General features: G+C 73.4%; 25 protein-coding genes. 12 read left to right on the top strand and 13 right to left on the bottom strand.

Translation table 11 applies throughout. The features are described from left to right. The first annotated feature begins 53 nt into the window (after positions 1–53). The 8 genes from J3486_RS13570 to J3486_RS13535 all read left to right on the top strand — a co-directional run bounded on the left by J3486_RS13570 (position 54) and on the right by J3486_RS13535 (position 8,284). The gene (locus J3486_RS13570; RefSeq protein WP_207820527.1) at positions 54–695 is read left to right on the top strand and encodes a hypothetical protein; all 642 of its coding nucleotides are present in this window, start codon (positions 54–56) and stop codon (positions 693–695) included. A gap of 119 nt (positions 696–814) precedes the next feature. Then, complete coding sequence (locus J3486_RS13565; RefSeq protein WP_207820526.1) at positions 815–2,026, top strand: NAD(P)-binding domain-containing protein; 1,212 nt, start codon at positions 815–817, stop codon at positions 2,024–2,026. Positions 2,027–2,179: 153 nt separating this feature from the next. Beyond that, complete coding sequence (locus tag J3486_RS13560) at positions 2,180–3,472, top strand: NAD(P)/FAD-dependent oxidoreductase (protein ID WP_207820525.1); 1,293 nt, start codon at positions 2,180–2,182, stop codon at positions 3,470–3,472. Then, entirely contained in the window at positions 3,469–4,203 is a 735-nt protein-coding gene (locus J3486_RS13555; protein WP_207820524.1) for a DUF1365 domain-containing protein, read from the top strand. Before J3486_RS13560 ends, J3486_RS13555 begins: the two co-directional genes overlap by 4 nt. Then, entirely contained in the window at positions 4,200–5,492 is a 1,293-nt protein-coding gene (locus J3486_RS13550; protein ID WP_207820523.1) for a class I SAM-dependent methyltransferase, read from the top strand. Before J3486_RS13555 ends, J3486_RS13550 begins: the two co-directional genes overlap by 4 nt. Then, positions 5,489–6,802: a cyclopropane-fatty-acyl-phospholipid synthase family protein gene (locus tag J3486_RS13545; protein ID WP_207820522.1), complete on the top strand. Its 1,314-nt coding sequence runs from the start codon at positions 5,489–5,491 to the stop codon at positions 6,800–6,802. Before J3486_RS13550 ends, J3486_RS13545 begins: the two co-directional genes overlap by 4 nt. Further along, positions 6,799–7,602, top strand: coding sequence for a DUF1295 domain-containing protein (locus tag J3486_RS13540; protein WP_207820521.1), 804 nt, complete (start codon positions 6,799–6,801; stop codon positions 7,600–7,602). Before J3486_RS13545 ends, J3486_RS13540 begins: the two co-directional genes overlap by 4 nt. 4 nt (positions 7,603–7,606) lie before the next feature. Beyond that, a complete protein-coding gene (locus J3486_RS13535) occupies positions 7,607–8,284 on the top strand; it encodes an alpha/beta fold hydrolase (protein WP_207820520.1) in 678 nt (225 codons plus the stop codon). Between the two features lie 15 nt (positions 8,285–8,299). On the opposite strand, the gene J3486_RS13530 is transcribed toward J3486_RS13535, so the two are convergent. Both J3486_RS13530 and J3486_RS13525 read right to left on the bottom strand, forming a co-directional pair. Then, positions 8,300–9,052: an anti-sigma factor domain-containing protein gene (locus tag J3486_RS13530; protein ID WP_207820519.1), complete on the bottom strand. Its 753-nt coding sequence runs from the start codon at positions 9,050–9,052 to the stop codon at positions 8,300–8,302. Next, positions 9,049–9,633 (bottom strand): sigma-70 family RNA polymerase sigma factor, encoded by a 585-nt coding sequence (locus J3486_RS13525; protein ID WP_207820518.1) that lies wholly within the window; start codon positions 9,631–9,633, stop codon positions 9,049–9,051. Before J3486_RS13525 ends, J3486_RS13530 begins: the two co-directional genes overlap by 4 nt. Positions 9,634–9,913: 280 nt before the next feature. Between J3486_RS13525 and J3486_RS13520 the strand changes: the two genes are divergently transcribed. Together J3486_RS13520 and J3486_RS13515 are read left to right on the top strand one after the other, a co-directional pair. Then, on the top strand, positions 9,914–10,558 hold the full coding sequence (locus J3486_RS13520; protein WP_207820517.1) for a fasciclin domain-containing protein: 645 nt from the start codon (positions 9,914–9,916) through the stop codon (positions 10,556–10,558). An 88-nt stretch (positions 10,559–10,646) separates the two neighbouring features. Beyond that, positions 10,647–11,636: an L-threonylcarbamoyladenylate synthase gene (locus J3486_RS13515; protein WP_207820516.1), complete on the top strand. Its 990-nt coding sequence runs from the start codon at positions 10,647–10,649 to the stop codon at positions 11,634–11,636. 42 nt (positions 11,637–11,678) lie between these two features. Here J3486_RS13515 and J3486_RS13510 read toward each other — a convergent pair whose 3' ends face one another. From J3486_RS13510 to J3486_RS13490, 5 genes are all read right to left on the bottom strand, one after another. Then, entirely contained in the window at positions 11,679–12,374 is a 696-nt protein-coding gene (locus J3486_RS13510) for a type 1 glutamine amidotransferase domain-containing protein (RefSeq protein WP_207820515.1), read from the bottom strand. A 134-nt stretch (positions 12,375–12,508) separates the two neighbouring features. Continuing rightward, positions 12,509–12,985, bottom strand: coding sequence for a (2Fe-2S)-binding protein (locus J3486_RS13505; RefSeq protein WP_207820514.1), 477 nt, complete (start codon positions 12,983–12,985; stop codon positions 12,509–12,511). A 16-nt stretch (positions 12,986–13,001) separates the two neighbouring features. Next, positions 13,002–15,362, bottom strand: a complete 2,361-nt coding sequence (locus J3486_RS13500) for a molybdopterin cofactor-binding domain-containing protein (RefSeq protein WP_207820513.1) — start codon at positions 15,360–15,362, stop codon at positions 13,002–13,004. Between the two features lie 66 nt (positions 15,363–15,428). Further along, positions 15,429–16,424, bottom strand: a complete 996-nt coding sequence (locus J3486_RS13495; protein ID WP_207820512.1) for a YihY/virulence factor BrkB family protein — start codon at positions 16,422–16,424, stop codon at positions 15,429–15,431. An 82-nt stretch (positions 16,425–16,506) separates the two neighbouring features. After that, positions 16,507–16,692 (bottom strand): hypothetical protein, encoded by a 186-nt coding sequence (locus J3486_RS13490; protein WP_307804797.1) that lies wholly within the window; start codon positions 16,690–16,692, stop codon positions 16,507–16,509. Positions 16,693–16,708: 16 nt separating this feature from the next. On the opposite strand from J3486_RS13490, the gene J3486_RS13485 reads away from it, so the two are divergent. Then, positions 16,709–17,020 (top strand): hypothetical protein, encoded by a 312-nt coding sequence (locus tag J3486_RS13485; RefSeq protein ID WP_207820511.1) that lies wholly within the window; start codon positions 16,709–16,711, stop codon positions 17,018–17,020. A 10-nt stretch (positions 17,021–17,030) separates the two neighbouring features. Then, complete coding sequence (locus tag J3486_RS13480; protein WP_207820510.1) at positions 17,031–17,489, top strand: GNAT family N-acetyltransferase; 459 nt, start codon at positions 17,031–17,033, stop codon at positions 17,487–17,489. On the opposite strand, the gene J3486_RS13475 is transcribed toward J3486_RS13480, so the two are convergent. From J3486_RS13475 to J3486_RS13450, 6 genes are all read right to left on the bottom strand, one after another. After that, positions 17,474–18,268, bottom strand: coding sequence for an NAD(P)H-dependent oxidoreductase (locus J3486_RS13475; RefSeq protein WP_207820509.1), 795 nt, complete (start codon positions 18,266–18,268; stop codon positions 17,474–17,476). The two genes, J3486_RS13480 and J3486_RS13475, sit on opposite strands and share 16 nt — an antisense overlap. Before the next feature lie 84 nt (positions 18,269–18,352). After that, the gene (locus J3486_RS13470; protein WP_207820508.1) at positions 18,353–18,958 is read right to left on the bottom strand and encodes a DJ-1/PfpI family protein; all 606 of its coding nucleotides are present in this window, start codon (positions 18,956–18,958) and stop codon (positions 18,353–18,355) included. Further along, positions 18,955–19,965, bottom strand: coding sequence for a GlxA family transcriptional regulator (locus tag J3486_RS13465; RefSeq protein WP_207820507.1), 1,011 nt, complete (start codon positions 19,963–19,965; stop codon positions 18,955–18,957). The genes J3486_RS13470 and J3486_RS13465 overlap by 4 nt, the downstream gene beginning before the upstream one ends. Positions 19,966–20,076: 111 nt before the next feature. Continuing rightward, positions 20,077–21,663: a carbohydrate-binding protein gene (locus J3486_RS13460; protein WP_207820506.1), complete on the bottom strand. Its 1,587-nt coding sequence runs from the start codon at positions 21,661–21,663 to the stop codon at positions 20,077–20,079. Between the two features lie 212 nt (positions 21,664–21,875). Next, positions 21,876–22,244 (bottom strand): ANTAR domain-containing protein, encoded by a 369-nt coding sequence (locus J3486_RS13455; RefSeq protein WP_207820505.1) that lies wholly within the window; start codon positions 22,242–22,244, stop codon positions 21,876–21,878. A 136-nt stretch (positions 22,245–22,380) separates the two neighbouring features. Beyond that, positions 22,381–23,334, bottom strand: a complete 954-nt coding sequence (locus J3486_RS13450) for a helix-turn-helix transcriptional regulator (RefSeq protein ID WP_207820504.1) — start codon at positions 23,332–23,334, stop codon at positions 22,381–22,383. Between the last annotated feature and the right edge of the window lie 195 nt (positions 23,335–23,529).

Raw genomic sequence — 23,529 nt, 5'->3', positions numbered from 1 at the left:
GCTCACGGGCGGTGGTGACAACGCCGTGCCGGGGCGGCGATGATGGTGCGGCCATGGCGACTTCGGCCCCCGTGCCCCGCCTGCGCCGCTCCGGCAGTGTGCCGGGCGCGGCGCGGTTCGTCGCTGGGCAGGCGGCTCTGTGGGCCCTGGTCAACACGGTGCTCGCGATCGTTGGCCGGCATGCCGCCTTCGGTGCGTCGCCGCAATGGTGTCTGCGCGGCGTCCTCGCCCTCGTCCTCCTGGTCCCGGCCGTGCCCCGCGACACCCGAGAGGGCGCGGAATCAACGGTGTCGACCCGGCTGGTGGCCGTCCAGGCGGCGGGCGCCTTCTGGTTCGGCGCGCAGACGGTGTCCGGCTCCGCGCTTGCCGCCGGCCTGCCCGGATCGTCCGGGCAGTGGATGCGGGGCGCGGCGCACGCCGTGGCCGCCGCCCTGCTCGTCCTCCTGCTGCACGCGCTGCGCCGGCCCGGCCGCACCCCCGCGCTCTGGGACGCCGCCCTCACCGAACTGCGCCGCGTGTGGGCCTGGTGGTGCCGGCTGCTCGGCCCGCGCGTGCCCGAGGAGCGGACCCGTGTCACCCCGCTCCCGATGGTCAGGTCCGGCGCCCCCGCACGGGCCTCACCGCGCCGGCTCCTGCTCGTGGACTGTGTCGTACGCCGGGGTCCCCCGCTCGGCGTGCCGCTCGCCGCCGCCTGACGTCCGACCTGACCGGGTGGTGGCCCGAGCGGCCCGCGCGCCGCACGTCACCGTCCGTCTCGCAGACAGCCCCGTCCCGCGCGTCGTCGCCGGATCCGGCTGTCGTCAGGGGGGAAAACATGTCCACGTCCGCCACGTCCGCCACGACCGTCACCAGGACGGTCGCCGTCATCGGGGCGGGCCCCTACGGCCTGTCCACCGCCGCGCACCTCAAGGCGCGCGGCCTGCACGTCAGGATCTTCGGCTCACCGATGGCCAGTTGGGCCGAGCACATGCCCGCGGGCATGCTGCTGAAGTCGCCGCCGGACGCCTCGGTGCTCTGTGCGCCGCGTCCCGGATTCACGCTCGCCGACCACGTCCGCGGCCTGGGGGAGACACCGCCGCGCGGCCACGACCCCGTGCCCGTCGAGATGTTCGTCCGCTACGGGCGCTGGTTCGCCGAGCAACTGGTGCCCGAGGTCGAGAACGTCCGTGTCCTGGGCGTCGTACGCGAGGCCGAGGGCTTCCGGGTCAAGCTGGCCAGCGGCGAGGAGCTGACCGCGGGCAGCGTGGTCGTCGCCAGCGGCATGGACGGCTTCGCGCACGTCCCCCGGCCGCTGGTCCCGTTCGTGGACGAGGGCGGCGAGGGACTGGTCTCGCACAGCTCGCACCACGCCGACCTGTCCCGCTTCGCCGGACGCGACGTGACGGTGATCGGCGCGGGCCAGTCGGCGCAGGAGAGCGCGGCCCTGCTCGCCGAGGCCGGGGCCCGGGTCCAACTCCTCGTCCGTGCCAAGGGCCTGGTGTTCGGCGCGGCGCCCGGCCGGCCGCCGCACTGGCGGCCCGACACCCCGCTGGGCCGCTCCTGGGGCCTGTACGCGGTCGTGCACCACGCGGCGGCCTTCCCGCGTCTGCCGGAACGCGCCAGGCTGCGCCTGGTCAAGCGGGTGCTCGGACCGTTCGGCTCCTGGTGGCTCGCACCCCGCCTCGAAGGCGTACCGGTCCGTGCCGGGCAGCACCTGACCGACGCCCGGCGCGCCGGCGACCGGCTGCTGCTCACCACCCGCGACGCCGCGGGACGCACCGCGACCCTCGACACCGGACACGTGCTGGCCGCCACCGGCTACCGGGTGCGCCTGGACGCGCTGGACTTCCTCGCCCCCGAGCTGATCGCCGCCCTCGGCCGCACCGCCGGCTACCCCGCGCTCGACGCAGGGTTCCGCTCCTCGGTGCCCGGCCTGTACTTCACGGGCATCCAGGCCGCGGCCACCTTCGGGCCGCTGATGCGGTTCACCTGCGGGACACGGTTCGCCGCGCCCCGGCTGGCCGCGGCGGTGGCGGCGCGCACCTGAGCGGCGGGAGTCCGCCGCCCCGCGCGCAGCGGCGGACTCCCGTACGGCCGGCCCGGACCACATGATCGGGTTTCCCCGACAACCGACCAATCCTTCGCGCGAACGGCTCCGGATCAGAGGTGACAGCCCTGATCCAGCTTCGCGGAGGAGACCATGACGCGCACGTCCCCGGCGGCGTCGCAACGGGCCAAACGCACCGCTGTGGTGGGGAGCGGGGTGGCGGGACTGACCGCCGCCCACATCCTCGCCCGCACCCGCGGCGTCACCCTCTACGAGGCCGACGACAGGCCGGGGGGACACGCGCACACGCACACACTGACCTCGGCGCACGACGGCCGCACCCGCCACGTCGACTCCGGTTTCATCGTGCACAACCGCCGTACGTACCCGCACCTGCTGCGCCTCTTCGACGAACTCGGCGTCGCCACGCAGGAGTCGGAGATGAGCATGTCGGTGCGGTGCGAGGGCTGCGGCCTGGAGTACGCGGGCGCACGCGGCCCCGCAGGGCTGTTCGCGCAGCCGAGCAACCTGCTGCGCGGACCCTATCTGCGGCTCCTGACGGAGGTTCCCGCCTTCCACCGGGCGGCCCGCCGACTGCTGGCGGCGGGCACCGACGACACGCTCACCCTCGGCGCGTTCCTCGACCGGGGAGGCTTCTCCCGCTACTTCCGCGCCCACTTCACGACACCGGTCGTGTCGGCCGTCTGGTCCTGTGACGCCGCCACCGCCGAGCAGTACCCGGCCGCCTACCTCTTCCGGTTCCTGGAGCACCACGGACTGCTGTCCGTCGGCGGCTCACCGGTGTGGCGCACGGTGCGCGGCGGTTCACGCACGTACGTGGACCGGATCGTCGACCGCGTCCACGACGTCCGCACCGGCACCCCCGTCCGCGCCGTGCGACGGCACGCCGACGGCGCCGAGATCACCACCGGGGACGGCACCACCGCCTCGTACGACTCCGTGGTGATCGCGGTCCACCCCGACCAGGCGCTGCGCCTGCTCCCCGACGCCACCCCGCTGGAGAAGGAAGTCCTCGGCGCGTTCCCGTACTCCCGCAACTCCACGCTCCTGCACACCGACACCGCCCTGCTGCCGCGCGCCCGCGGGGCACGCGCCTCCTGGAACTATCTGATGCCGTCGTGCGCGGCGGGCGCCGACCGGGTCCGGGTCAGCTACGACATGAACCGCCTCCAGCGCCTCGACGCCCCCGAGACGTACGTGGTCACCCTTGGCGGCGACGACCGCGTCGACCCCGCACGGGTGCTCGCCCGCATGGAGTACGAACACCCCGTCTACACCCCCGCGTCCGTCGCCGCCCAACGCCGCCTGCCCGAACTCACCGGCCCGGTCTGCGCGTTCGCGGGCGCCTACCACGGCTGGGGATTCCACGAGGACGGCTGCCGCTCCGGCGTCGAGGCCGCCGCCGCGCTGGGAGCGATCTGGTGAGCACCGCACCCGCCCTGTACGAGTCCACGGTCACGCACGTGCGGACCGCGCCCGAGCGGTACGCGCTGCGGCACCGCACCTACTACTGGCTCGTCGACGTCGACGCCCTGCCCCGACTGCCGTGGCCGCTGCGGCCGTTGGCCCGGTTCGACGCCCGCGACCACTTCAGCGGCGACCGGCCCACGATCCGCGCCGGACTCGACGCCTTCCTCACCGCGCACGGCGTCAGGCCCGACGGCGGACGCGTCCTGATGCTCACCCACGCGCGCGTGCTCGGCCACGTCTTCAACCCGCTCTCCCTGTACTGGTGCCACACCGAGAGCGGCGACCTGCGATGCGTCGTCGCCGAGGTGCACAACACCTACGGCGGACGCCACGCCTACCTGTTGCGCCCCGACGGGACCGGCACCGCCCGCACCGACAAGCGGTTCTACGTCTCGCCGTTCTTCCCCGTCGACGGCGGCTACCGCATGCGGCTGCCCCGGCCGGGACAGCGGCTCGACCTGACCGTGCACCTCGACCGCGAGGGCGGCCGGGCCCTGACCGCGACCGTTCGCGGCACGCGCCGCGCGGCGACCTGGCCGGCCCTGCTGCGGGCCGCGCTGCGCCATCCCGTGGCCCCGCTGGCCGCCTCGGCCGCGATCCGTTTCCACGGCGTCCGCCTCTACCTGCGCGGGCTGCCCGTCCAGCCCCGTCCCCACGACCACCGCACCCCGGAGAACGTGACATGACGACCGCACGGATCCCCACCGCGCCGCCCCGGCCGTCGGGCGGCGCCGCCGACCCCGCGCGCTGGCCCGACGTCGCCGCGGTGCCGCACGCCTCGTGGGCCCGCACCGCCGTGACCGAGGCCGTCGTCGGGCGCGCCCTGCGCGAACTGCCGCTGCGGGTCCGCCTCGCCGACGGGCGCACGCTCGGCCTGGGCGGACCACTGATCGAGGTGCACGACCCGCGGGCCTTCCACGCCCGGATCGGCCGGCACGGCCTGGTCGGCTTCGGCGAGTCCTACATGGCCCGCGAGTGGGACGCCCCCGACCTGGTGGGCGCGTTGACGGTGCTCGCCGCGCACGCCGGCGAACTGGTCCCGGTCCCGCTGCAGCGGCTGCGCCGCCTGTGGGCGCTGCGCCGGCCCCGGAACGAACGCAACACACCCGACGGGTCCCGTACCAACATCAGCCGCCACTACGACCTGTCCAACGACCTGTTCGCCGTCTTCCTCGACGACACCCTCACCTACTCCGCCGCGCTCTTCCGGGGCTTTCCGGCCGACCAGAGCCTGCTGGCCGCCGCCCAGCACCGCAAGATCGACCGGCTGCTCGACCTGGCGGAGGTCCGCGACGGCACCCGGCTCCTCGAAATCGGCACCGGATGGGGCGAGTTGGCGCTGCGGGCCGCCGCCCGCGGCGCCCACGTCACCTCCCTCACCCTGTCGCGGGAGCAACAGGACCTGGCGCGCGCCCGGGTGCGGGCCGCGGGCCTCGACGACCGGGTCTCGATCGAACTGTGCGACTACCGCGACGCGCGCGGCACGTACGACGCCGTCGTCAGCGTGGAGATGATCGAGGCGGTCGGCGACGAGTTCTGGCCGGTGTACTTCCGCACCCTCGACCAGCGCCTCGCTCCCGGCGGACGGGTGGCGCTGCAGGCCATCACCATGCCGCACGAGCGGATGCTCGCCACCCGCGCCACCTTCACCTGGATCAGCAAGTACGTCTTCCCCGGCGGCCTCATCCCGTCCGTGCGGGCCGTCGAGGCGAACGTACGCGACCACACCGGGCTCACCGTCACCCGCCGGGACGCCTACGGCGCGCACTACGCCGAGACGCTGCGGCTGTGGCGCGAGCGGTTCACCGAACGCGCCGCCGACGTGGACGCGCTCGGCTTCGACGAGACCTTCCGGCGCCTGTGGACCTTCTACCTCGCCTACTCGGAAGCCGGATTCCGCTCCGGCTACCTCGACGTCCAGCAGTACCTGTTCACCAAGGCCACCGCGGCCCCGCCGAAGGAGACCCCCCGATGAGCGCCCCGCAGACCGTGGCACCGCCCGGCGCCGCCCACCGCCTCGCCGCCCTCGCCGAGCGCGCCCTCGGCGGCCCGCTGCCCGTCCGGCTGCGCGCCTGGGACGGCAGCGAGTCGGGCCCCGCCGGCACCCCGGTGGTCGTCGTCCGGTCCCGGCGCGCCCTGCGCCGCCTGCTGTGGAACCCCGGCGAACTGGGCCTGGCCCAGGCGTACGTCACCGGTGAACTCGACGTCGAGGGCGACCTGCGGGACGGGCTGCGGGGCATGTGGGCCGCCGCGCGCGAACGGGGACTGCACGCGCCCCGGCTCACCCCGGCCGACCGGGCCCGCGCCCTCGCCACCGCCGTACGGCTCGGCGTCCTCGGGCCACCGCCCGCCGCGCCCGCGGCCCAGGCGCGACTCCGCGGCGGCCTGCACACCAGGGCCCGCGACCGGGCCGCCATCAGCCACCACTACGACCTGTCCAACGACTTCTACGCCCTGCTCCTCGACGAGACCATGGCCTACTCGTGCGGCTACTGGGCGAGCGGGAGACCGGACGTCGCGCCGGCCGACGCCCAGCGGGCCAAGCTGGAACTGATCTGCCGCAAGCTCGGTCTGCGGCCCGGTTCCCGGCTCCTCGACATCGGCTGCGGCTGGGGCTCGCTCACCCTGTACGCGGCGCGCCACCACGACGTACGGGTCACAGCCGTGACGCTGGCGAGCGAACAGGCCGCGTACGTCCGTGCACGGGTCCGCGAGTACGGCCTGGAGCAGCGGGTGGAGGTGCTGTGCCGGGACTACCGCGACATCGAGGGCGGCATGTACGACGCCGTCGCCACCGTCGAGATGGGCGAGCACGTCGGCGACGCCGAGTACCCCGCGTTCGCCGCGGCCCTGCACCGGCTCGTGCGGCCGCGCGGGAGGGTGCTGGTGCAACAGATGTCGCGCGGCCGCGACGCACCCGGCGGCGGCCCCTTCATCGAGGCGTACATCGCCCCCGACATGCACATGCGCCCGCTCGGCGAGACGACGGCCCTGCTGGAGGGGGCCGGCCTGGAGGTGCGGCACACGGAGTCGCTGCGCGAGCACTACGCCCGCACGATCGGGGCCTGGCACCGCACCCTGGAGGAGCGCAGGGACGCGTTCGTCCGGCTGGTGGGGGAGGAGACGGTACGGGTGTGGCGGCTGTACCTCGTCGGCGGTGCGCTGGCGTTCGAGGAGGGCCGCATGGGCGTCGACCAGATCCTGAGCGTCCGGCCGGGGCCGCGGGGCGACGCCGCGATGCCGCTGACCACCGCGCCCTGGTACGAGGGTTTGGACCGGCGGTGAACGGGTTCCCGTGGGGCGCGTTCGCCCTCAACCTCGGCTGGGCCGCATGCGCGGCGCTCGCCGTCGTGCTCGGCACGTTCGCGCTCGCCGTGCGCCGCGGAGTGCACCGGATCGTGGACATCGCGTGGGGCGTCGCCTTCACCGCCGTCGCCGCCACCACGTCGGTGGCCTCCGCCGGACACGGGGACCCCGCCCGCCGCGCCCTGGTCACGGCGCTGACGGCGCTCTGGGGGCTGCGGCTCGCCGTGCACATCGCGCGCCGGGGCCGCGGCCACGGCGAGGACCCGCGCTACGAGAAGATGCTGGCCAGGGCCCCCGGGAACCGGAACGCGTACGCCCTGCGAATGGTCTACCTGCTCCAGGGGGCCCTGGTGTGGCTCGTGTCCCTGCCCGTCCAGGCGGCGCAGTACGTGCCCGGCGCCATGGGGCCGTTCGCGGTCGCCGGGACGGCGCTGTGGGCGGTCGGCCTCGCCTTCGAGGCCGTCGGTGACGCGCAGCTCGCCCGGTTCAAGGGCGATCCGGCGAACCGCGGCCGGATCATGGACCGCGGCCTGTGGTCGTGGACCCGGCACCCCAACTACTTCGGCGACTTCTGCGTCTGGTGGGGCCTGTTCCTGTTCACCTGCGACGCTCCCGCGGCCGCCGCCGTGTCCGTCGTCTCCCCGGTGGTGATGACCCTGCTTCTGACCAGAGGCAGCGGAAAGCGCCTGCTGGAACAGCACATGCGTGACCGGCCCGGCTACGCCGCGTACGCGGCACGCACCAGCGGCTTCTTCCCGCGCCCGCCGGGGCGAGGATGAACGGATGAGCGCCCCACTGTTGTCCGTACGGGCCCCGGAGCGGCCCCGGGCCGCCGTGCTGATGCTGCACGGCGGACGCGAGGCCGACCTCGGTCCGTCCCGCCCCTGGCACCTCGCCGCCCTGCGCCTGCGCCCCTTCGAGCGGGCCATCACCGCCGAGCTCCCACGGGAGGACGTCCTGCTGGCCCGGGTGCGGTACCGGGTGCGCGGCTGGAACGGGGAGCGGGCCGACCCGGTCCGCGACACCCTCGCGGCGCTCGACGAACTCACCGCTCTGGCCGGGCCGTTGCCCACGGTGCTGGTCGGCCACTCCATGGGGGCCAGGGCCGCCCTGCACGCCGCCGGGCATCCGCAGGTGTACGGCCTGCTCGCGCTGGCCCCCTGGTGGCCCCGCACCGAGCCGACCCGCCAGTTGACGGGCCGTCACGTCGTGGTCCTGCACGGCACGTCGGACCGCGTCACCTCGGCCCCGGAGGCCGCCGTCTGCGTACGACGCGCACGCGGCACCGCCGCCGGCGCGGCGATGGCCCTGATCCGCGACGGTGATCACGCGATGCTCCGGCGCGCCCATGTGTGGCACCGCACGGCCGCGGCCGTCGTCGCCCATCTGGTCGACCCCGAGGAACACGGGGACCCGCTGCCGCCGGAGAGTTCGACGGCAGCGGGCGTTCCGGTGCTGTGAGGGGTGCGGGCCGTCTCAGGCCGGGAAGGGCATCAGGGCGACCGGCGCCGACGTGGGGTGGGCGGACCCACCGGCCGGTTCGACCGTGACCCCCATGCCCGAAGCGCCGTCGACGCGGCCCTTCAGCAGTACGGCCTGGTCGGACCTGCCGGGGTCCATCAGACCTGCCGGGCGCATCGTCCCGGCGTCGTCGAACCACAGCTGGTAGACCCGGCCCCGGGCGGGGCGCGCCATCCCGGAGACGACGAAGACGGCCCTGTCCCTGGTGCGGGACACGACGACCGTGCCCGTGGCGCCGTCCCCCAGCGAGGCGGCCCGCGTGGTGGCGTCCGGCGAGGCCAGCACCGCGGCGATGCCGTCCGCCGTGGCCTGTGCGCGCCGCGCCTCGCGCGCCGCGTCCCGGGCCTCCTGGTGCTGCTGCACGGCGGCGCCGCCCAGTACGGCGGCCCCGGCGAGGCAGGCGGCCAGCGTCCACCGGGACAGGAGGCGGGTGCGCAGCCGGGCCCGGCCGTGGTGCGACGCTCGCGCCGGGCCCGGGGGCTCCTGGCGCACCGCGGTCACACGGCGCAGTACCTGGTCGCGCATGGGCGCGGGCGGTGTCACGGTGGCGGCGAGCCCCAGCCGGGCGGCGGTCGCGGACAGCTCGGCGACCTCCCGGGCGCACGGGCCGCAGCCCGCCAGGTGGCGCTCGACGGCGACGCGCTCCTCGTCGGACAGCGCGTGCAGGGCGTAGGCCCCGGTCATCAGGTGCAGATCGGTGGTCGTCACGCGGTCACCCCCAGGCAGTCGCGCAGCCGGATCAGGCCGTCCCGCAGGCGGGTCTTCACCGTGCCCAGCGGAAGCGTCAGCGCCTCCGCCACCTGGCGGTGGGTGAGCCCGCGGTAGTAGGCGAGGGTGACGGCCTGGCGCTGGATCTCGGTGAGAGTGCGCAGACAGCGGCGTACCTGTTCGCGCTCCAGACGGGCCTCGACCTGTTCGGTCACCTCGTCGAACTCGGGTGTCCGGTCCAGCAGGGCCGCCTTGTGGTCGCGGGCGGCCGCCGCCTCGGCGGAGCGGACCCGGTCGACGGCACGACGGTGGGCCAGGGTGAGGATCCAGTTGATGGCCGTCCCGCGTTCGGGGCGATAGCGGGGAGCGGTGCGCCACACCTCCACCAGAACTTCCTGGGCGACCTCCTCGGACTGCGCGTGGTCGCGCAGAACGGCCCGTACGACGCCGAGGACGGAGCCCGCCACGGCGTCGTAGACCGCCCCGAACGCCTCTTCGTCGCCCAGCGCCACGCGGTCCACGAGCTCTTGCAGGCTCGGTCCGGACGAGGGCTTCGTGCCGATGTGCACGGCTTCTTTCACAACGCGGCCTCCGCGGTCGGTGATCTCGGAGGTAATCCGTTTCCGACCCGTCGACGGATTGGTCGATCACCGACGAAAAAAGTGTCCGGCGCCGTCCCTGCGGCCGCAGCCGGTACACCGTGCCCCTCGGTGGCCCGGCCATGCCGGAGGGCGGCCAGGACCGCGGGGACGGAGAAGTTGTCACTCGTTCGAAGGACGGACCAATCCATCAGGAGAACGGGCCCGGATTACCGGCGATGAGGGCAGAACGCCTTCACGAACCGAACGTTGAGGGATCGACATGCAGACTCGAGTCCGTCGTGCCGCCGTGGCCGTCGTAGCCGCCGCCCTGCTGCCCCTGGCCCTGACCGCCTGCTCCGACAGCGACACCAAGGACACCGCGTCCGGCAGCGCCTCCGCGTCGAAGGACACGGACAAGTCCAGCCCCGCGCAGGACGCGTCGACGGCGAGCGAGCCGTTCGGGCCGGCCTGCTCCTCGGTGCCCAAGGAGGGCGCGGGGTCGTTCGACGGCATGGCCAAGGACCCGGTCGCCACGGCCGCCTCGAACAATCCGGCCCTGTCCACCCTGGTGACCGCGGTGAAGAAGGCCGGCCTGGTCGACACGCTCAACAACGCCCAGGACATCACCGTGTTCGCCCCGACCAACGACGCCTTCGCCAAGATCCCGAAGGCCGACCTGGACAAGGTCCTCAACGACAAGGCCCAGCTCACCAAGATCCTCACGTACCACGTGGTGGGCCAGAAGCTGGCCCCGAAGGACCTGGAGAACGGCTCCTTCGACACCTTGGAGAAGTCCAAGCTCACCACGTCGGGCTCGGGCGAGTCGTACAAGGTGAACGACAGCGCGAACGTGGTCTGCGGCAACGTGAAGACGGCCAACGCGAACGTCTACATCATCGACACCGTGCTGATGCCCAAGAGCTGACCGGGCCGCGCCCGGTCTCCCGCGGGATCCGTCCTGCCGTGACCACCTCACGGCAGGACGGATCCCGCGGGGTGAGAGAATCACCCGAGTGACGGCAAGCAACAGTGATATCGAAAAGGCAGCCGATGTGCTGCGGGCCGGCGGTCTGGTGGCCCTGCCGACCGAAACCGTCTACGGCCTGGGCGCCGACGCCGAGAACCCGGCCGCGGTCGGCCGCATCTTCCAGGTCAAGGGGCGGCCCTCCAACCATCCGCTGATCGTCCACATCGGCAGTGCCGAGCTGCTGGACGACTGGGTCGCCGAGGTCTCCGACACCGCGCGCCTGCTGGCCGAGCGGTTCTGGCCGGGACCGCTGACGCTGGTGCTGCCGCGCGGCCCGCGCGTTCCCCTGGAGGCGACCGGCGGCCTGGAGACGGTGGCCGTGCGCGTGCCCGCGCACCCGGTGGCCCGGGCGCTCCTCACCGCCTTCGGCGGCGGGGTGACGGCCCCGTCCGCCAACCGGTTCGGCTCGGTCAGCCCCACGACGGCCGACCACGTCCGCACCGAGCTGGGCGACGCCGTCGACCACGTGCTCGACGGCGGCTCGTGCGACGTCGGCGTCGAGTCGACCATCGTCGACGTCACCGGCGACACCCCGAGCATCCTGCGGCCGGGCGGCGTGACCCGTGAGGAGCTCGAGGCGGCGCTCGGGCGCCCGCTCGCGGTGCCCGGGGCCAGCCCGATCCGGGTGCCCGGCCAGCACCCCTCGCACTACGCGCCGCGCGCGCGGGTCGTCCTCGTCGAGCCCGGCGAGGTCGTCGCCGAGGCGGAGCGCGCCCAGGACCAGGGTCTGCGGGTCGGCGTCTTCCTGCCCGCCGCCCTCTCCGGCACTCCGGTCAAGGCGCACGCCGTGGTGGAGGTCCCCGCCTCGGCCGCCGCCCACGCGCGCGGGCTCTACGGATTCCTCCGGGAGCTCGACGAGCAGGGCTGCGACCTCATCATCGCGTCGCTTCCGCAGGAGGAGGGCCTGGGCGTGGCGATCGCCAACCGCCTCGGCCGCGCCGCCGGACCCCGCCCCGCAGGGGACGACCGGTCCTGACGGCGCGGTCCCGCCACAGCGGCTGCGACGGCGCGGGTCCGCTCAGCCGAGCTTCTTGAGGAGCTCGGCCGCGAGCGGGCCCGAGGAGGCCGGGTTCTGGCCGGTGACCAGGTTCCGGTCGACGACGACGTGCGGCGCCCACGGCTCACCCACGACGACGTTCACCCCGGCCTCGGTCAGCCGGTCCTGGAGCAGCCACTTCGCCTTGTCGGCGAGGCCGCCCTGCGTCTCCTCCTCGTTGGTGAACGCGGCGACGTCGTAGCCCCGGAAGGTGTTCGCGCCGTCCTCACCGGTCGCGGCGAGCAGCGCGGCCGGGCCGTGGCACACCACACCCAGCGGCTTGCCGGAGGCGAGGGCGCGGGTCAGCAGCGCGCCGGACTCGGCGTCGACGGCGAGGTCCTCCATGGGGCCGTGGCCGCCCGGGTAGAACACGGCGGCGTAGTCGCCGAGATCCACCTCCTCCAGCTTCAGCGGGGACCGGAGCTCCGTCATCGCCGCGAGCGCGGCCGCGACCCGGTCGGCGCCCTCCTGCCCGCCGTTGAACTCGGGCGCGAGGCTGCCCCGGTCGGGGGTGGGGACGACGCCGCCGGGCGTGGCGACGGCGATCTCGTGGCCCGCGGCCCGGAACGCCTCGTACGGGACGACGGCCTCCTCGGCCCAGAAGCCGGAGGGGTGCCGGGTGCCGTCGGCGAGCGTCCAGTGGTCGGCTCCGGTGACGACGAAAAGAATCTTCGACATGAGGGCTCCGTGTTCCGCGATGGGGTGCTGGGTGCAGTGATCCCGACCGTAGAACCGGTGGGCACGCGGAATCCAATAGGCGCGGACATGTCGGCGATAGGGCATCCGATGGCACGCGGCGGACCGTCGCCGCGTCACATGCGTTCGGCGCCCGCCCTGATGGCCTCGCGGATCCGGACGTAGGTGCCGCAGCGGCAGACGTTGCGGATGCCGTCCAGGTCGTCGTCCGTGATCGTGCGGCCCTCCTCCTTCACCCGGCGGACCAGGGCGACGGCGGCCATGATCTGGCCGGGCTGGCAGTAGCCGCACTGCGCGACGTCCCGCTCCAGCCACGCCTCCTGCATGGGGTGCAGCTCGGCGCCCACCGTCGCGGGCAGCCCCTCGATGGTGGTGACCTCGTCGGTCTCCTTCAGGGCACCCACGGGGATGGAGCACGGGTTGGCGGCCTTGCCGTTGACATGGCTGGTGCACGCCTTGCAGACGTTGATGCCGCAGCCGTACTTGGGCCCGGTGATCCCCAGGATGTCGCGCAGCACCCACAGCAGACGCTCGTCGTCGTCGGCTTCGACGGTGACCTGCTCGCCGTTGACGCGGAAGGTGTGGTGAGGCAAGAGAAGACTCCAGAAGTCAGCGCAGGTGGTCGAGGCCGTCGGTGGGCGACGCGGGGACGGGCGGTACGGTCGGCTTGGGCTCGAAGGAGAGCGTGCCGTGATGGATCGGGAAGCTGGTCGGCGTCGTCCCGGTGGCCCGCCCGTAGGCACAGGCCACCGCCGCCATGGAGGCGGCCACCCCCAGCTCGCCCGCCCCGCCGGGCTCGCCCGTCGTCGTCGGCATCACGACGATGTCCAGGTCGGGCGGGGTGTTCCACTGCCGCGTGTAGAAGTAGTTGTCCCAGCTCGCTTCCAGGAACGCGCCGTCGCGCAGGTGCAGGCCGGCGGTGAGCGTCTGGGCGATGCCGTCCATCACACAGCCCATCATCTGGGCCTCCAGACCGCGCGGGTTCACCGCGAGGCCGACGTCGACGGCGAGCACCGCCTTGGTGACGCGCGGCCCGGTGATCCCGTCGCGCACCGGCCGGTTCACCGTCTCGGGGCGGCAGTCGATCTCCACCAGGACCGCGCTCGCCGCGTGGTACTCGCCGTGGAAGGCGATGCCCTGGGCCGTGCCGGAGGGCATCTCCCGGCCCCAGTTCCCCTTCTCGGCGACCGTGTCGAGCACGGCGACGGCCCGCTTGTCGCGCAGGAAGGAACGCCGGAACGCATACGGGTCCTTGCTCATCTTCCGCGCGAGCCGGTCGACGATCAGTTCCCGGGCGCAGGTCACGTCGGGGGAGTAGACGCCCCGCATGCTGCCGGTGTTGAAGCCCTTGTCGGTCTCGTTCAGCAGCCGGCTGTACGCGCCGAAGTCGTACGGCATCGACTGGGACAGCTGGAAGAACGTCTCCGCGAACCCGATGTCGCCGACCGGCAGCTGCGCCGCGAGCGCGGTCAGCACCTCGCCGAGCCCGTGCCCCAGGTCGGTGGCCACGCTCGTGTGCCGCTGCTTGTAGGAGAGCACCGAGCCGCCGAGATGCGTGGCGCGCACCCGGGACGTCGCCATGGGGTGGGCGCGGCCCTGCCGGGCGTCGTCCGCGCGGTGCCACATCAGCTTGACCGGCTTGCCCATCTTCTGCGAGATCTCGGCGGCCTCCAGCGCCGCGTCGAAGAACAGTTTCCGCCCGAACGAGCCGCCGCCCTCGGTGACATGGACGGTCACCGCACTCTGCGGCAGCCCGAGCCGTGCCGCGATGGCGCCCTGCGCGACGATCGGCGACTTCAGCCCCGACCAGACCTCGGCCCGGTCCGCGCGCACGTCGGCGACGGCGCAGTTGGTCTCCAGGGCGCTGTTCCCGCGGAAGTGGAAGGTGAACGTCTCCTCGACCGACGGCGTCAGCGGCGGCAGCAGCCCCATGGGCAGTTCGGCCTTGCGCAGCTCCTCGCGCACGCTGTCGTCGGACTTCCCCTCCGCGGTCCCCGCCCGCCACGCCACCTTCAGCGCGCGCACCGCGTCGATGCACCGCCCGAACGTCCGCGCCCGCACCGCCACCCCGGTGGAGACGACGGCGACATCGGTGACGCCCGGCATGGCACGCACCTCGTCGAGGTTGGCGACCGAGCCGACCTTCCCGTTGAGCGTCGGCGGCCGGCACACCATCGTCGGGCGGGCGCCCGGCACGTCGAGGTCCATCGCGAACTTCTTGCGTCCGGTGACGGCGGCGAGCGCGTCGATCCGGTTGCGCGGCGTGCCGATGACGGAGAACTCCGAGCGCTCCTTGAGCTCCACCGACACCTGCTGCGACGCGCCGCTCGCCGCCTTTCGCGCGAGCTCGCCGATGCCGATGGCGTTGCCGACCAGGTCCGTGACGACCCCGGCCCTGATCGTGAGGTTCTCGACCAGCGCGCCGAGTTCGATCGCCGCCGCGTCGAGCAGCCGCCCGCGCGCGACGGCGGCGGCGACCCGCACCGGGACGTACGTAGAGATCGTCGTGTTGGAGGCGCCGGTGAGCTGGTTGAACAGCAACTCGGGTCGCGCGTCGGCCAGTTCGACCCGCACCTGGTCCAGCGGGACGTCCAGCTCCTCCGCGATCAGCATCGCCGTGGAGGTCGTGATGCCCTGCCCGACCTCGGCGCGCGGCAACGCGAACGACACCGTGCCGTCGCCGTGGACCTCGACCTTCACCAGGTTCGCCGTCGGCTTCGCGGCCAGCGTCAGCACGTCGTTGAGGTCGACGATGTCGGTGACGTCCAGCGTCGGGACACCGTCCGCCGCGGCCGACTCCGCCGTACCGATCTCCGCGGCGGTCACCAGCGTCGGCGCCGCCACCACGTAGCCGAGGAACCGCCGACGTCCCACGACGCCCGTACGTCGCCCATCACTCGTCACCAACGCCCTGCCCACCCGCCCCGCTCGCCCGCCCTGTCTCACAGCTGTGCTCGGGCAGCATGCCATCCGGGCCGGTGGCGTTGATCGTGGACCGGTGAAGATTCGGGGTGGGGTGCGCGGCGGCGGAGGGTGCTACGCCTTGCCGCCGAACCGGGCCCGGCGCCGCAGCCTGGGCGGCCACTTCCTGGTGTCGCGGGGCTCCACATACGGTTCCTGGCCCTCGGGGAGACCGCCTGAGATGGCGCGCTGGCGGGCCAGTTCGGCGTCGAGCTCCAGGCCCAGCAGGATCGCCAGGTTCGACAGCCACAGCCAGATCAGAAAGATGACGACGCCCGCCAGCGCGCCGTACGTCTTGTTGTACGAGCCGAACCCGGCCACGTACAGGGCGAACCCGCCCGAGGCCACCAGCCACAGCAGCACCGCGACCACGCTGCCGGGGCTCAGCCACCGAAAGCCCGGACCGCGGACGTTGGGCGCCCGCCAGAACAGCAGGGCCACCATCAGCACCACCAGCACGAGCAGCACCGGCCACTTCGCGATGTTCCAGGTGGTGACCGCGGCGTCGCCGACGCCGATCGCGTCACCCGCGCGCCGCGCCAGCGGCCCCGTGAAGACCACGATCGTCGCGCTCGCGGCCAGCAGCGCCATCAGCCCGAGCGTCAACGCCAGGCGCAGCGGGGTGAGTTTCCACACCGGACGGCCCTCGGGCAGGTCGTACACGGCGTTCGCGGTGCGGATGAACGCCGCGACGTAGCCCGACGCCGACCACACCGCCGCCGCCAGGCTGACCCCGGCGACGACCCCGCTGGCGCCGCCGGTGCCCTGCAACTCCCGTACGGCGTCGCCCAGCAGATCACGTACGGGGCCCGGCGCCAGATGCCGCAGATTGTCGAGCACGGTCCGCGTCGCCGTCTCACCGATCACCCCGAGCATCGACACCAGCACCAGCAGCGCGGGGAACAAGGACAGCACCCCGTAGTAGGTGAGGGCGGCCGCCTTGTCGGGGAGGTCGTCGTCGAGGAACTCCTTGGCGGTGCGGCGCACCACGGCCGCCCAGGAACGCGCGGGCAGTTCGGTCGGATCCCGCGGCTCGGGGGCCGGCTCCGCCGCTGCGGTGTCGCGGTCCATGACGCCTCCTCGGCTGCTCGGGGACAGGCTCGTACGGACCGTCGAGTTCCCGCGAAAGCACTGTTCACGCAGCCCGTGCGCGTCACACCGACGCCTGGACGACCGGATGCGGATCCGGATGGCCGGCCGGTGCGAGACGGTGGTGCCCGAACCGGAGCACCCCGTCCGCCGGGTGGTGGACGACCCGCTCGCGCGAGCTGCACCCCTCGATGTCGTGGCCGAGCCACCCGTCACGGAACGGCGCACTCACCTCCAACAGGTGCTTCACCACAGGAGAGTCGGCGATGTCGTCCCGCCGGGGCCCGGCCTCCGCGCGGAACTCACGTCTCGCCCGAGGCGGCGGCCGGCGGACCGCTCGCGCTCGTCGAGGACGGCGCCCCGGTCACCTCGACATCGCCGCGCTCACCCTGCGCCTCGACGTCCCGGACGCGGTCCTGGAGGCCCGCCGGACCGCCCGCGACAAGGACGGCTGCCGCCCGCGGCGGCGCGAGCGCACCGTGTCGGTCGCCCTGCGCGCGTACGCGGGGTTCGCGCGGTCCGCGGACAAGGGGCGGTACGGGAGATCCCGTCAGAGCCCGGCGCGGGCCTCCGGATAGGCTGCCCGCCATGGCGGACTGGGAGATACGACCTGCTCAAGCGGCCGACGTCGAGCCGATCGTCGAGCTGCGGGCCGTGGTGATGCGGCCCGATCTGGAACGGCTCGGACGGTTCGACCCGCACCGGGTGCGGCAGCGGTTCCGGGACTCCTTCGTGCCCGCCTACGCGTGGGTGATCGAGGTCGGCGGCGTGTTCGCGGGCAGCGTGGCGCTGCGCCCGGACGGCGACTGCCGCTGGCTGGAGCACTTCTTCCTCTCGCCGGACCTTCAGGGCAGCGGCATCGGCACCGCCGTCCTGCGGCACCTCCTCGACCGGTCCGACCGGGACGGCGTCGTGGTCCGCCTGAACGTGCTGCAGGGCAGCCAGGCCCAACGCCTCTACGCACGGCACGGGTTCACCGTCGAGTCCGAGGACCCGGTCGACGTCTTCATGGTCCGAGCGGTGGGCGGCGATCAGGCCGCGTCCTGATCCCCAGGCTCCCCCAGGTGGATGCCGAGGCCGTCGCGGCCCGGCGCGAGCGCGGGCCGCAGCACGAGCTCCTCGTCGTACGCGTCGCCCGCCTCGGCGCGGTACGCCAGCGGCTCGGCGTCCGGCAGCGTGCGCAGCCGCTCCACCAGCGCCGCCGACGTCCGGGCGTACTCCGTCGCGTCGTGCCGGTCCGCGCCGTACACCACGAACGGCGCGAGCGGGGCCATCCCCGTGTACCAGGCCGTCCCGTGCAGCAGCGGGAACAGCACCTCGTCCATCCGTCCATGGATCCCGCGCGGCCCGAACCCGGAAGGCCGGGCCCCCACCGACGTGACGACCAGCGCGCGCTTGCCCGCGAGGCCGCCGTCGCCGTAGCGGCGGGTGTGCCCGTCCGGCGCCTTCACCCCGAACCCGAAGCCCTGCACCAGGACCCGGTCGAGCCAGCCCTTGAGGATCGCCGGCGGCCCGAACCACCACAGCGGGAAGTGGAACACCACGACATCGGCCCACACCAGCTTGTCGATCTCGGCGCGGATGTCGGCGCTCAACTCGCGCTCCGTGTACGCGCGTTCCTGCGCGGCCCCGACGAGCAGCCGCTCCCGCCCGGCCGGCGGGCGGCCGAAGTCGTCGGCGTCGAGCACCGCCTTCCACTTCATCAGGTACAGATCGGACACCCGATACGCGTGCCCGGACTCGTCCAAGGCGTGCAGCGCGTCTGTCATCAAGGATCCGTTGAGGGAACGCTGTTCGGGGTGGGCGAAGATCCAGAGGACGTTCATGCCCTCGATCGTCGGCTACCGGGCCCCGCCGGCGTCAGTGGCCGGATGGCCACGGTGCGAAAGGATCTGGCCGTACGTGTCGGATCAGGCGACCGGCTCGTCCGCCAGGTACGGCGGCGCCGGGTCGTACTGGAGGGCGCGGCGCACGGTACGGGCGTGGTCGCGGCCGTGCAGCCGTCCGACGAGCCACAGCGCACTGTCGATCCCGGCCGAAACGCCCTGACTCGTCAGCAGGTCGCCGTCGACGACGTATCGCGCGTCGCGCACGACGGTGACATCGCCCAGCGCCGCGAGCCGGTCCTCGTGCTGCCGGTGCGTGGCGACCCGGCGGCCCCGGGCGACCCCGGCCGCGTGCAGCAGGAAGGCGCCGGTGCACACGCTGTGCGTCCACCGCGCGGTCGCCGCGTTCTTCGCGATCCAGCCGGTGACCGCGGCGTTGTCCCGCTGCACGGTGCGGGCGCCGACGCCGCCGGGCACCAGCACCACGTCCAGCGGCGGATGGTCGTCGAGCGTGTGGTCGGGCAGCAGCCGCAGCCCCTTCGCGCACCGCACGGGGCCCGGCCGCTCGGCGACGAGCACCGCGCTGTCCACGCCGTCCCGCAGCTGCGCGGAGGTCGCGAACACCTGCCACGGTCCCACGACGTCCAGGTCCTCGGCGTCGTCGAAGACCAGAAGCCCGTACACGGTCATGATGAACTCCCTTGTGCAGAAGGTCGGTCGAATCCCTCGGCGGACGCCGAGGTGGAGCGGAACCGGGCCCGGTACTCGGACGGCGCCACCGCGAGCCGCCGGTGGAACGTGCGCCGCAGCGTCTCCGCCGTGCCGAAGCCGTGCCGCCGCGCGATCGCCTCCACCGGCTCGTCCCCCTCGGCGAGCGACCGCTGCGCCGCCTCCACCCGCACCCGCTCCACGTACGCGGCCGGCGTCACGCCCACCTCGGCGGTGAAGCGGCGCTGGAGATGGCGCGGACTGAGCGCGGCATGGGTGGCGAGGTCGGAGACCGTGTGCGGCGCGCCCGGGTCCGCGTGGATCGCGGCGACCGCCGCCCGCACCGGATCGGTGTCCGGCGCGCGCGTCGCCAGGGCCACGCTGAACTGCGCCTGATTGCCCGGCCGGCGCAGAAAGAGCACCAGCTCGCGGGCGACGGCATGGGCGACGTCCCGGCCCAGGTCGTCCTCGACGAGGGCGAGCGCCAGATCCATTCCGGCCGTCACCCCGGCCGACGTCCAGATGTGCCCGTCGCGGATGAAGATGGGCCCGCAGTCCGCCTCGATCTCCGGATGCTCGGCGACGAGCTGCCGCTCGCGGGCCCAGTGCGTGGTGACCCGCCGCCCTTCGAGCAGCCCGGCCGCCGCGAGCAGGAAGACCCCGCTGCACACCGAGGCGACGCGCCGGGCCCCGGCCGCCGCCTCGCGGACCCAGCCGACCAGCTCGGGGTCCTCGCGGGCCTGGTCCACGCCCCGGCCGCCTGCCACGACGAGCGTGTCCACGCCCGCCGGGTCCCGCCCGGCCACCGCGTGATCGGCGACGAGGTGCAGCCCGCTGCGCGAGCGGACCCTGCCGGCCGCGGGGGCGACGACCTCGCAGGCGTAACCGCCGCCGAGCCGCGACGCGTACTGGAACACCTCGTACGGGCCGACGAGGTCGAGCGACTGGAACCCGTCGAAGATCACGAAAGCGATGCGGCGCTGTGTCACCCCTCAACCATCCGTCCGGGGCGCGGATGGCGTCAACGACACGCATCCCACGGATCGTGCCATCGGCCCGTCTCGCGCAAGCGGACGGACCGATGGGGGAGGGGGCGTGCGTCACGGGGTGGCGCGGACTCCGCCGAAGGTCACGGCCAGCGTGCCGTCGGACGCGAACGACCAGCCCAGGGCGCCCGTGTACGAGGAGCAGCGGGAACCGTTCGTCCCGGACCAGAACTGGTTCGAGCTGTCGGAGTCACCGATGATCCGGTCGTTGGTGCCGCTGGCGGTGGTGCGGCAGGAGGTGTTGTCGCGGAACACCGAGGTGCCGCCGTCGAAGCTGAAGTTGCGCTCCGTGTTGTCGACGGCGACGTTGTTCGAGACCGCCAGCGTGCCCGGGTTGCTGTTCCAGGTGAAGCCGTGCTTGCCGTTCTTCACCGCGAAGCTGCGCCGCACGATGTGATCGACCGCGATGTCCTCACCGCCCAGCTTGAAGCCGTTGCGGTCGCCGTTGCCGGCCTGCGAACCGTCGCTGAGCGTGCCGTTGTCGTACGACAGCGAGTCCTCGATGGTCACCGGGCCGATCGCCCCGGTGTCCGACTTCGTGTACAGGTCCCAGCCGTCGTCGATGTTGTTGTGCGAGACGGCGTAGCGGAACACGTTCCCGGTGCCGGTGGTGAGCTTCGCGGCGAACCCGTCCGCGTCCTCGCCGTCGGAGTCGGCGTTGTCGTGGGACTCGGCGCTCAGGATCAGGTTGTCCGACGGCCAGTCGGACGCGGGCGTGGACGACGCGGTTCTGCCGAGTTGCAGGCCGGTGTCGCGGTTGAAGCGGGTCTCGGTGCGCTCGATGACGTTGTGGCTGCCGCCGACGTAGATGCCGTTGTCCCCGGCGTGCTCGACGGTGATCCCGTAGACGTGCCAGTAGTCGCCGAACAGCTGGAGCCCGCGGTTGGACGAGCTCTCGCTCTGCGCCGAGAAGTTGAGCACCGGCTTCTCGCCCTGGTAGGCGGAGAGCGTGGTGCGGGCACCGGACGTCCCGTCCTTGCCGTCGGGGACGGTGACGGTCGAGGAGAAGGCGTAGGTGCCGCCGCGCAGGTAGATCGTGCCGCCCGCGGTGACCCGGCTGATCGCGGAGGCCAGCGTGGTCGGCGCGTCGACGGTGCCGGCCGCGCCGTCCGTGCCGCTCGGCGCGACATAGATCGCACCGCTCGCGGGCGGGGTGGTGGAGTCGCCGGACGTCTCCACGTCGACGGCGTCCACGTTGGGCAGCCCGTCGGCGGTGGTGGGGTCGAGGCGGATCGTGTTGCTGCCCGCGCGCACCGGCACGGTCAGCGTCTTGGTGGCCCAGGTGGTCCAGGCGCCGGTGCCCCCGAACGAGGCGGTCGTGACGGTCGTGCCGTTGACCACGACGTTCGCCGGGCGCGCCGTGGTGGTGCCGTTGGCGAAGCGCACGGTCAGGGTCGCCGTGCCCGATGCGGGTGCGGACACGGTGACCTGGGCGTACGCGCCGACGGCGTTGGTGGTGTTGCAGTACCCGCTGCCCGAGTAGCCGGACCACTCGGTCTCGACCACGCCGGTGCAGACCGCGGGGGAGGTCTCGGTCTCGTAGCGGGTGGTCGCCGCCTGGGCGGCGGTGCCCAAGACGGCGACCAGCGCACCGGCGACGAGGCTCGCGGAGGCGAGGGCGGGAAGGAGGCGTAACGTCATCGTTCATCTCCAGATGCGTGAACATGGCTGGTTCGGATCCATGAACAAGGCGGCACGAGGCCGCCATAATCTCGGGGGAAAGCCCTTTCTTCGGACGGTAGAGCGGCTGCCATGTTCACGTCAATGACTACGTATGTGATCGTTGTTCATAGACATGGACAAGCGATGGGGTGGCGCGGACCGCGTGAACGAGGGGTTCGGTGCCTTCCCGGCTACTCCGCGGGCGGCCGCGCCGGAGCCGGCTGCGGCGCGGCCTCCTCGCGGCGCGCGATCAGCTGACGCTCCAGCTCGCCGCGGACCGGCTGAGGGATCGGGCCGGTGCGCGGATGGTCGACGAGCATCCGGGCCACCTGCTGCACCGGGATGTCGGTGCGCATGGAGACCTCCCGCAGCACGTCCCAGGCCTCGGCGGGCGTCATCCGGCCCAGCGCGAGGATCACCCCCACGGCCTGGTCGATCACGGCGCGGGCGTGCAGTGCGGCGCGCAGCCGGGCAACCTCGGCCTCCAGCTCCGCCAGCTGCCGCGCGGGTGAGTGCGGAGCGTCGGATCCGGGTTCGGGATCACGGGCGTCGGGCTGCACTGCGCTACCTCCGGGGACCAGGGGGGGTGGGCGTCGAGACGGTGTCAGGGAACTGTCCGGTGCTCTGATGCTCGCTGCACGGCCGTTTCATGCACCGGAGCACCGGAGCACCGGAGCCCGGGCCGTGCGACGCGCGTCAGCGGCCGGTCAGGGTGTGGTGCGGCGGCCGGCCGTAGGTGTCACGGTAGAGCGTCGCGAACCGGCCGGGATGGTAGAAACCCCAGCGTGCGGCCACCGAGGTCACCGTCACTCCCGTGCCCGGATCGGCGTCCCGCAGCTCGGCGTGGGCCCGTGCGAGGCGGACCCGCCGCAGATGCGCGAGCGGCGTGGTGTCCATGTGCCGGCGGAACGCGTACTGCAGGGCTCGTACGGTGACATGCGCCGCCGCGGCGATCTCCGCCACGGTGAGCGGCTCGTGCGCGTGGTCCTCGATGTGGTCGACGGCGCGGCGCAGGGTGCCCGAGTGGGAGTCGTGGCGGTCGGTGCCGGTGGGTTCGGTGAACGCCGTGTTCGGGAAGGCGGCCAGCACGCTCGCGGCCAGGTGCTGCGCGGCGGTCGACACGATCAACGGCTCGGCGGCCACGGCCGGATCGGCCAGCACGTGATCGCGTACGTGGATGATGGTCCGCTGCAGATGGCCGGCCGCGGCGGCCGATGTCGGCCGGTGCCCGAGAAGCCGGACCGGTCCCGGCTCGGCCCGCGGATCGGTGGCGGCGACCCGGGTCAGCAGCTCCGGATCCAGCATCGTGATGTTGTAGCGGGCACCGCAGATCCGCCCCTGGTACGGCAGTTCGGGCGGGGCGAACGAGACCATGTCGCCGGGCCCGAAGGCGTCCTCGACATCTGAGAACGTGTGGTCCCTGATGGTGCCTTCGTGAACCAGGCACAGACAGATCTTGCCCAGCGGTGTCACCGAGTAGCTCATGTCGAGGTCGAGCTCGTCGACCGTCACGCCCGGCAGCGCGTCACGCCTGATCCGGGCCCGGCTGCTGCCCGGCGTCCCGTTGCCGATGCGCATCCGGGCGTAGGAGCGGGAGAGGAAGTCCTCCGTCACCTCGAGATCGCTGCTGTCGAAGAGCAGGGTGTCCATGTCGCCTCGCCTTGTGCGTTCACCGCAGTGTCTCCGCAGGCAGAGTAAGGCTGACGGCCCCCGCGCCGCCACGGAACAAGTCCCTGAGCCCGTCAGCGGATTCGTCGTGCGGACAGCCGCGGCTCGCGGTGTTCGTCTGCCGTGTCGTGGCGGCGGCCGGGGGCGGAGCACAGTGAGAGGTGGGCCGCGGGCCGG

It is taken from the genome of Streptomyces sp. VRA16 Mangrove soil (assembly GCF_017377775.1).
Taxonomy (GTDB): Bacteria; Actinomycetota; Actinomycetes; order Streptomycetales; family Streptomycetaceae; genus Streptomyces.
The sequence above is the reverse complement of the archived record's forward strand: the minus strand, read 5'-3'. Positions and strand labels throughout refer to the sequence as shown.

Bases quoted from the DNA above. Each gene is read 5' to 3' on its own strand.
- J3486_RS13450 (WP_207820504.1), bottom strand. From the start codon at position 23,334: ATGGACACCCTGCTCTTCGACAGCAGCGATCTCGAGGTGACGGAGGAC.
- J3486_RS13495 (WP_207820512.1), bottom strand. From the start codon at position 16,424: ATGGACCGCGACACCGCAGCGGCGGAGCCGGCCCCCGAGCCGCGGGAT.
- J3486_RS13460 (WP_207820506.1), bottom strand. From the start codon at position 21,663: ATGACGTTACGCCTCCTTCCCGCCCTCGCCTCCGCGAGCCTCGTCGCC.
- J3486_RS13475 (WP_207820509.1), bottom strand. From the start codon at position 18,268: ATGAACGTCCTCTGGATCTTCGCCCACCCCGAACAGCGTTCCCTCAAC.
- J3486_RS13535 (WP_207820520.1), top strand. From the start codon at position 7,607: ATGAGCGCCCCACTGTTGTCCGTACGGGCCCCGGAGCGGCCCCGGGCC.
- J3486_RS13510 (WP_207820515.1), bottom strand. From the start codon at position 12,374: ATGTCGAAGATTCTTTTCGTCGTCACCGGAGCCGACCACTGGACGCTC.
- J3486_RS13550 (WP_207820523.1), top strand. From the start codon at position 4,200: ATGACGACCGCACGGATCCCCACCGCGCCGCCCCGGCCGTCGGGCGGC.
- J3486_RS13480 (WP_207820510.1), top strand. From the start codon at position 17,031: ATGGCGGACTGGGAGATACGACCTGCTCAAGCGGCCGACGTCGAGCCG.
- J3486_RS13470 (WP_207820508.1), bottom strand. From the start codon at position 18,958: ATGACCGTGTACGGGCTTCTGGTCTTCGACGACGCCGAGGACCTGGAC.
- J3486_RS13500 (WP_207820513.1), bottom strand. From the start codon at position 15,362: ATGGCATGCTGCCCGAGCACAGCTGTGAGACAGGGCGGGCGAGCGGGG.
- J3486_RS13570 (WP_207820527.1), top strand. From the start codon at position 54: ATGGCGACTTCGGCCCCCGTGCCCCGCCTGCGCCGCTCCGGCAGTGTG.
- J3486_RS13545 (WP_207820522.1), top strand. From the start codon at position 5,489: ATGAGCGCCCCGCAGACCGTGGCACCGCCCGGCGCCGCCCACCGCCTC.
- J3486_RS13565 (WP_207820526.1), top strand. From the start codon at position 815: ATGTCCACGTCCGCCACGTCCGCCACGACCGTCACCAGGACGGTCGCC.
- J3486_RS13520 (WP_207820517.1), top strand. From the start codon at position 9,914: ATGCAGACTCGAGTCCGTCGTGCCGCCGTGGCCGTCGTAGCCGCCGCC.
- J3486_RS13485 (WP_207820511.1), top strand. From the start codon at position 16,709: ATGTCGTCCCGCCGGGGCCCGGCCTCCGCGCGGAACTCACGTCTCGCC.
- J3486_RS13560 (WP_207820525.1), top strand. From the start codon at position 2,180: ATGACGCGCACGTCCCCGGCGGCGTCGCAACGGGCCAAACGCACCGCT.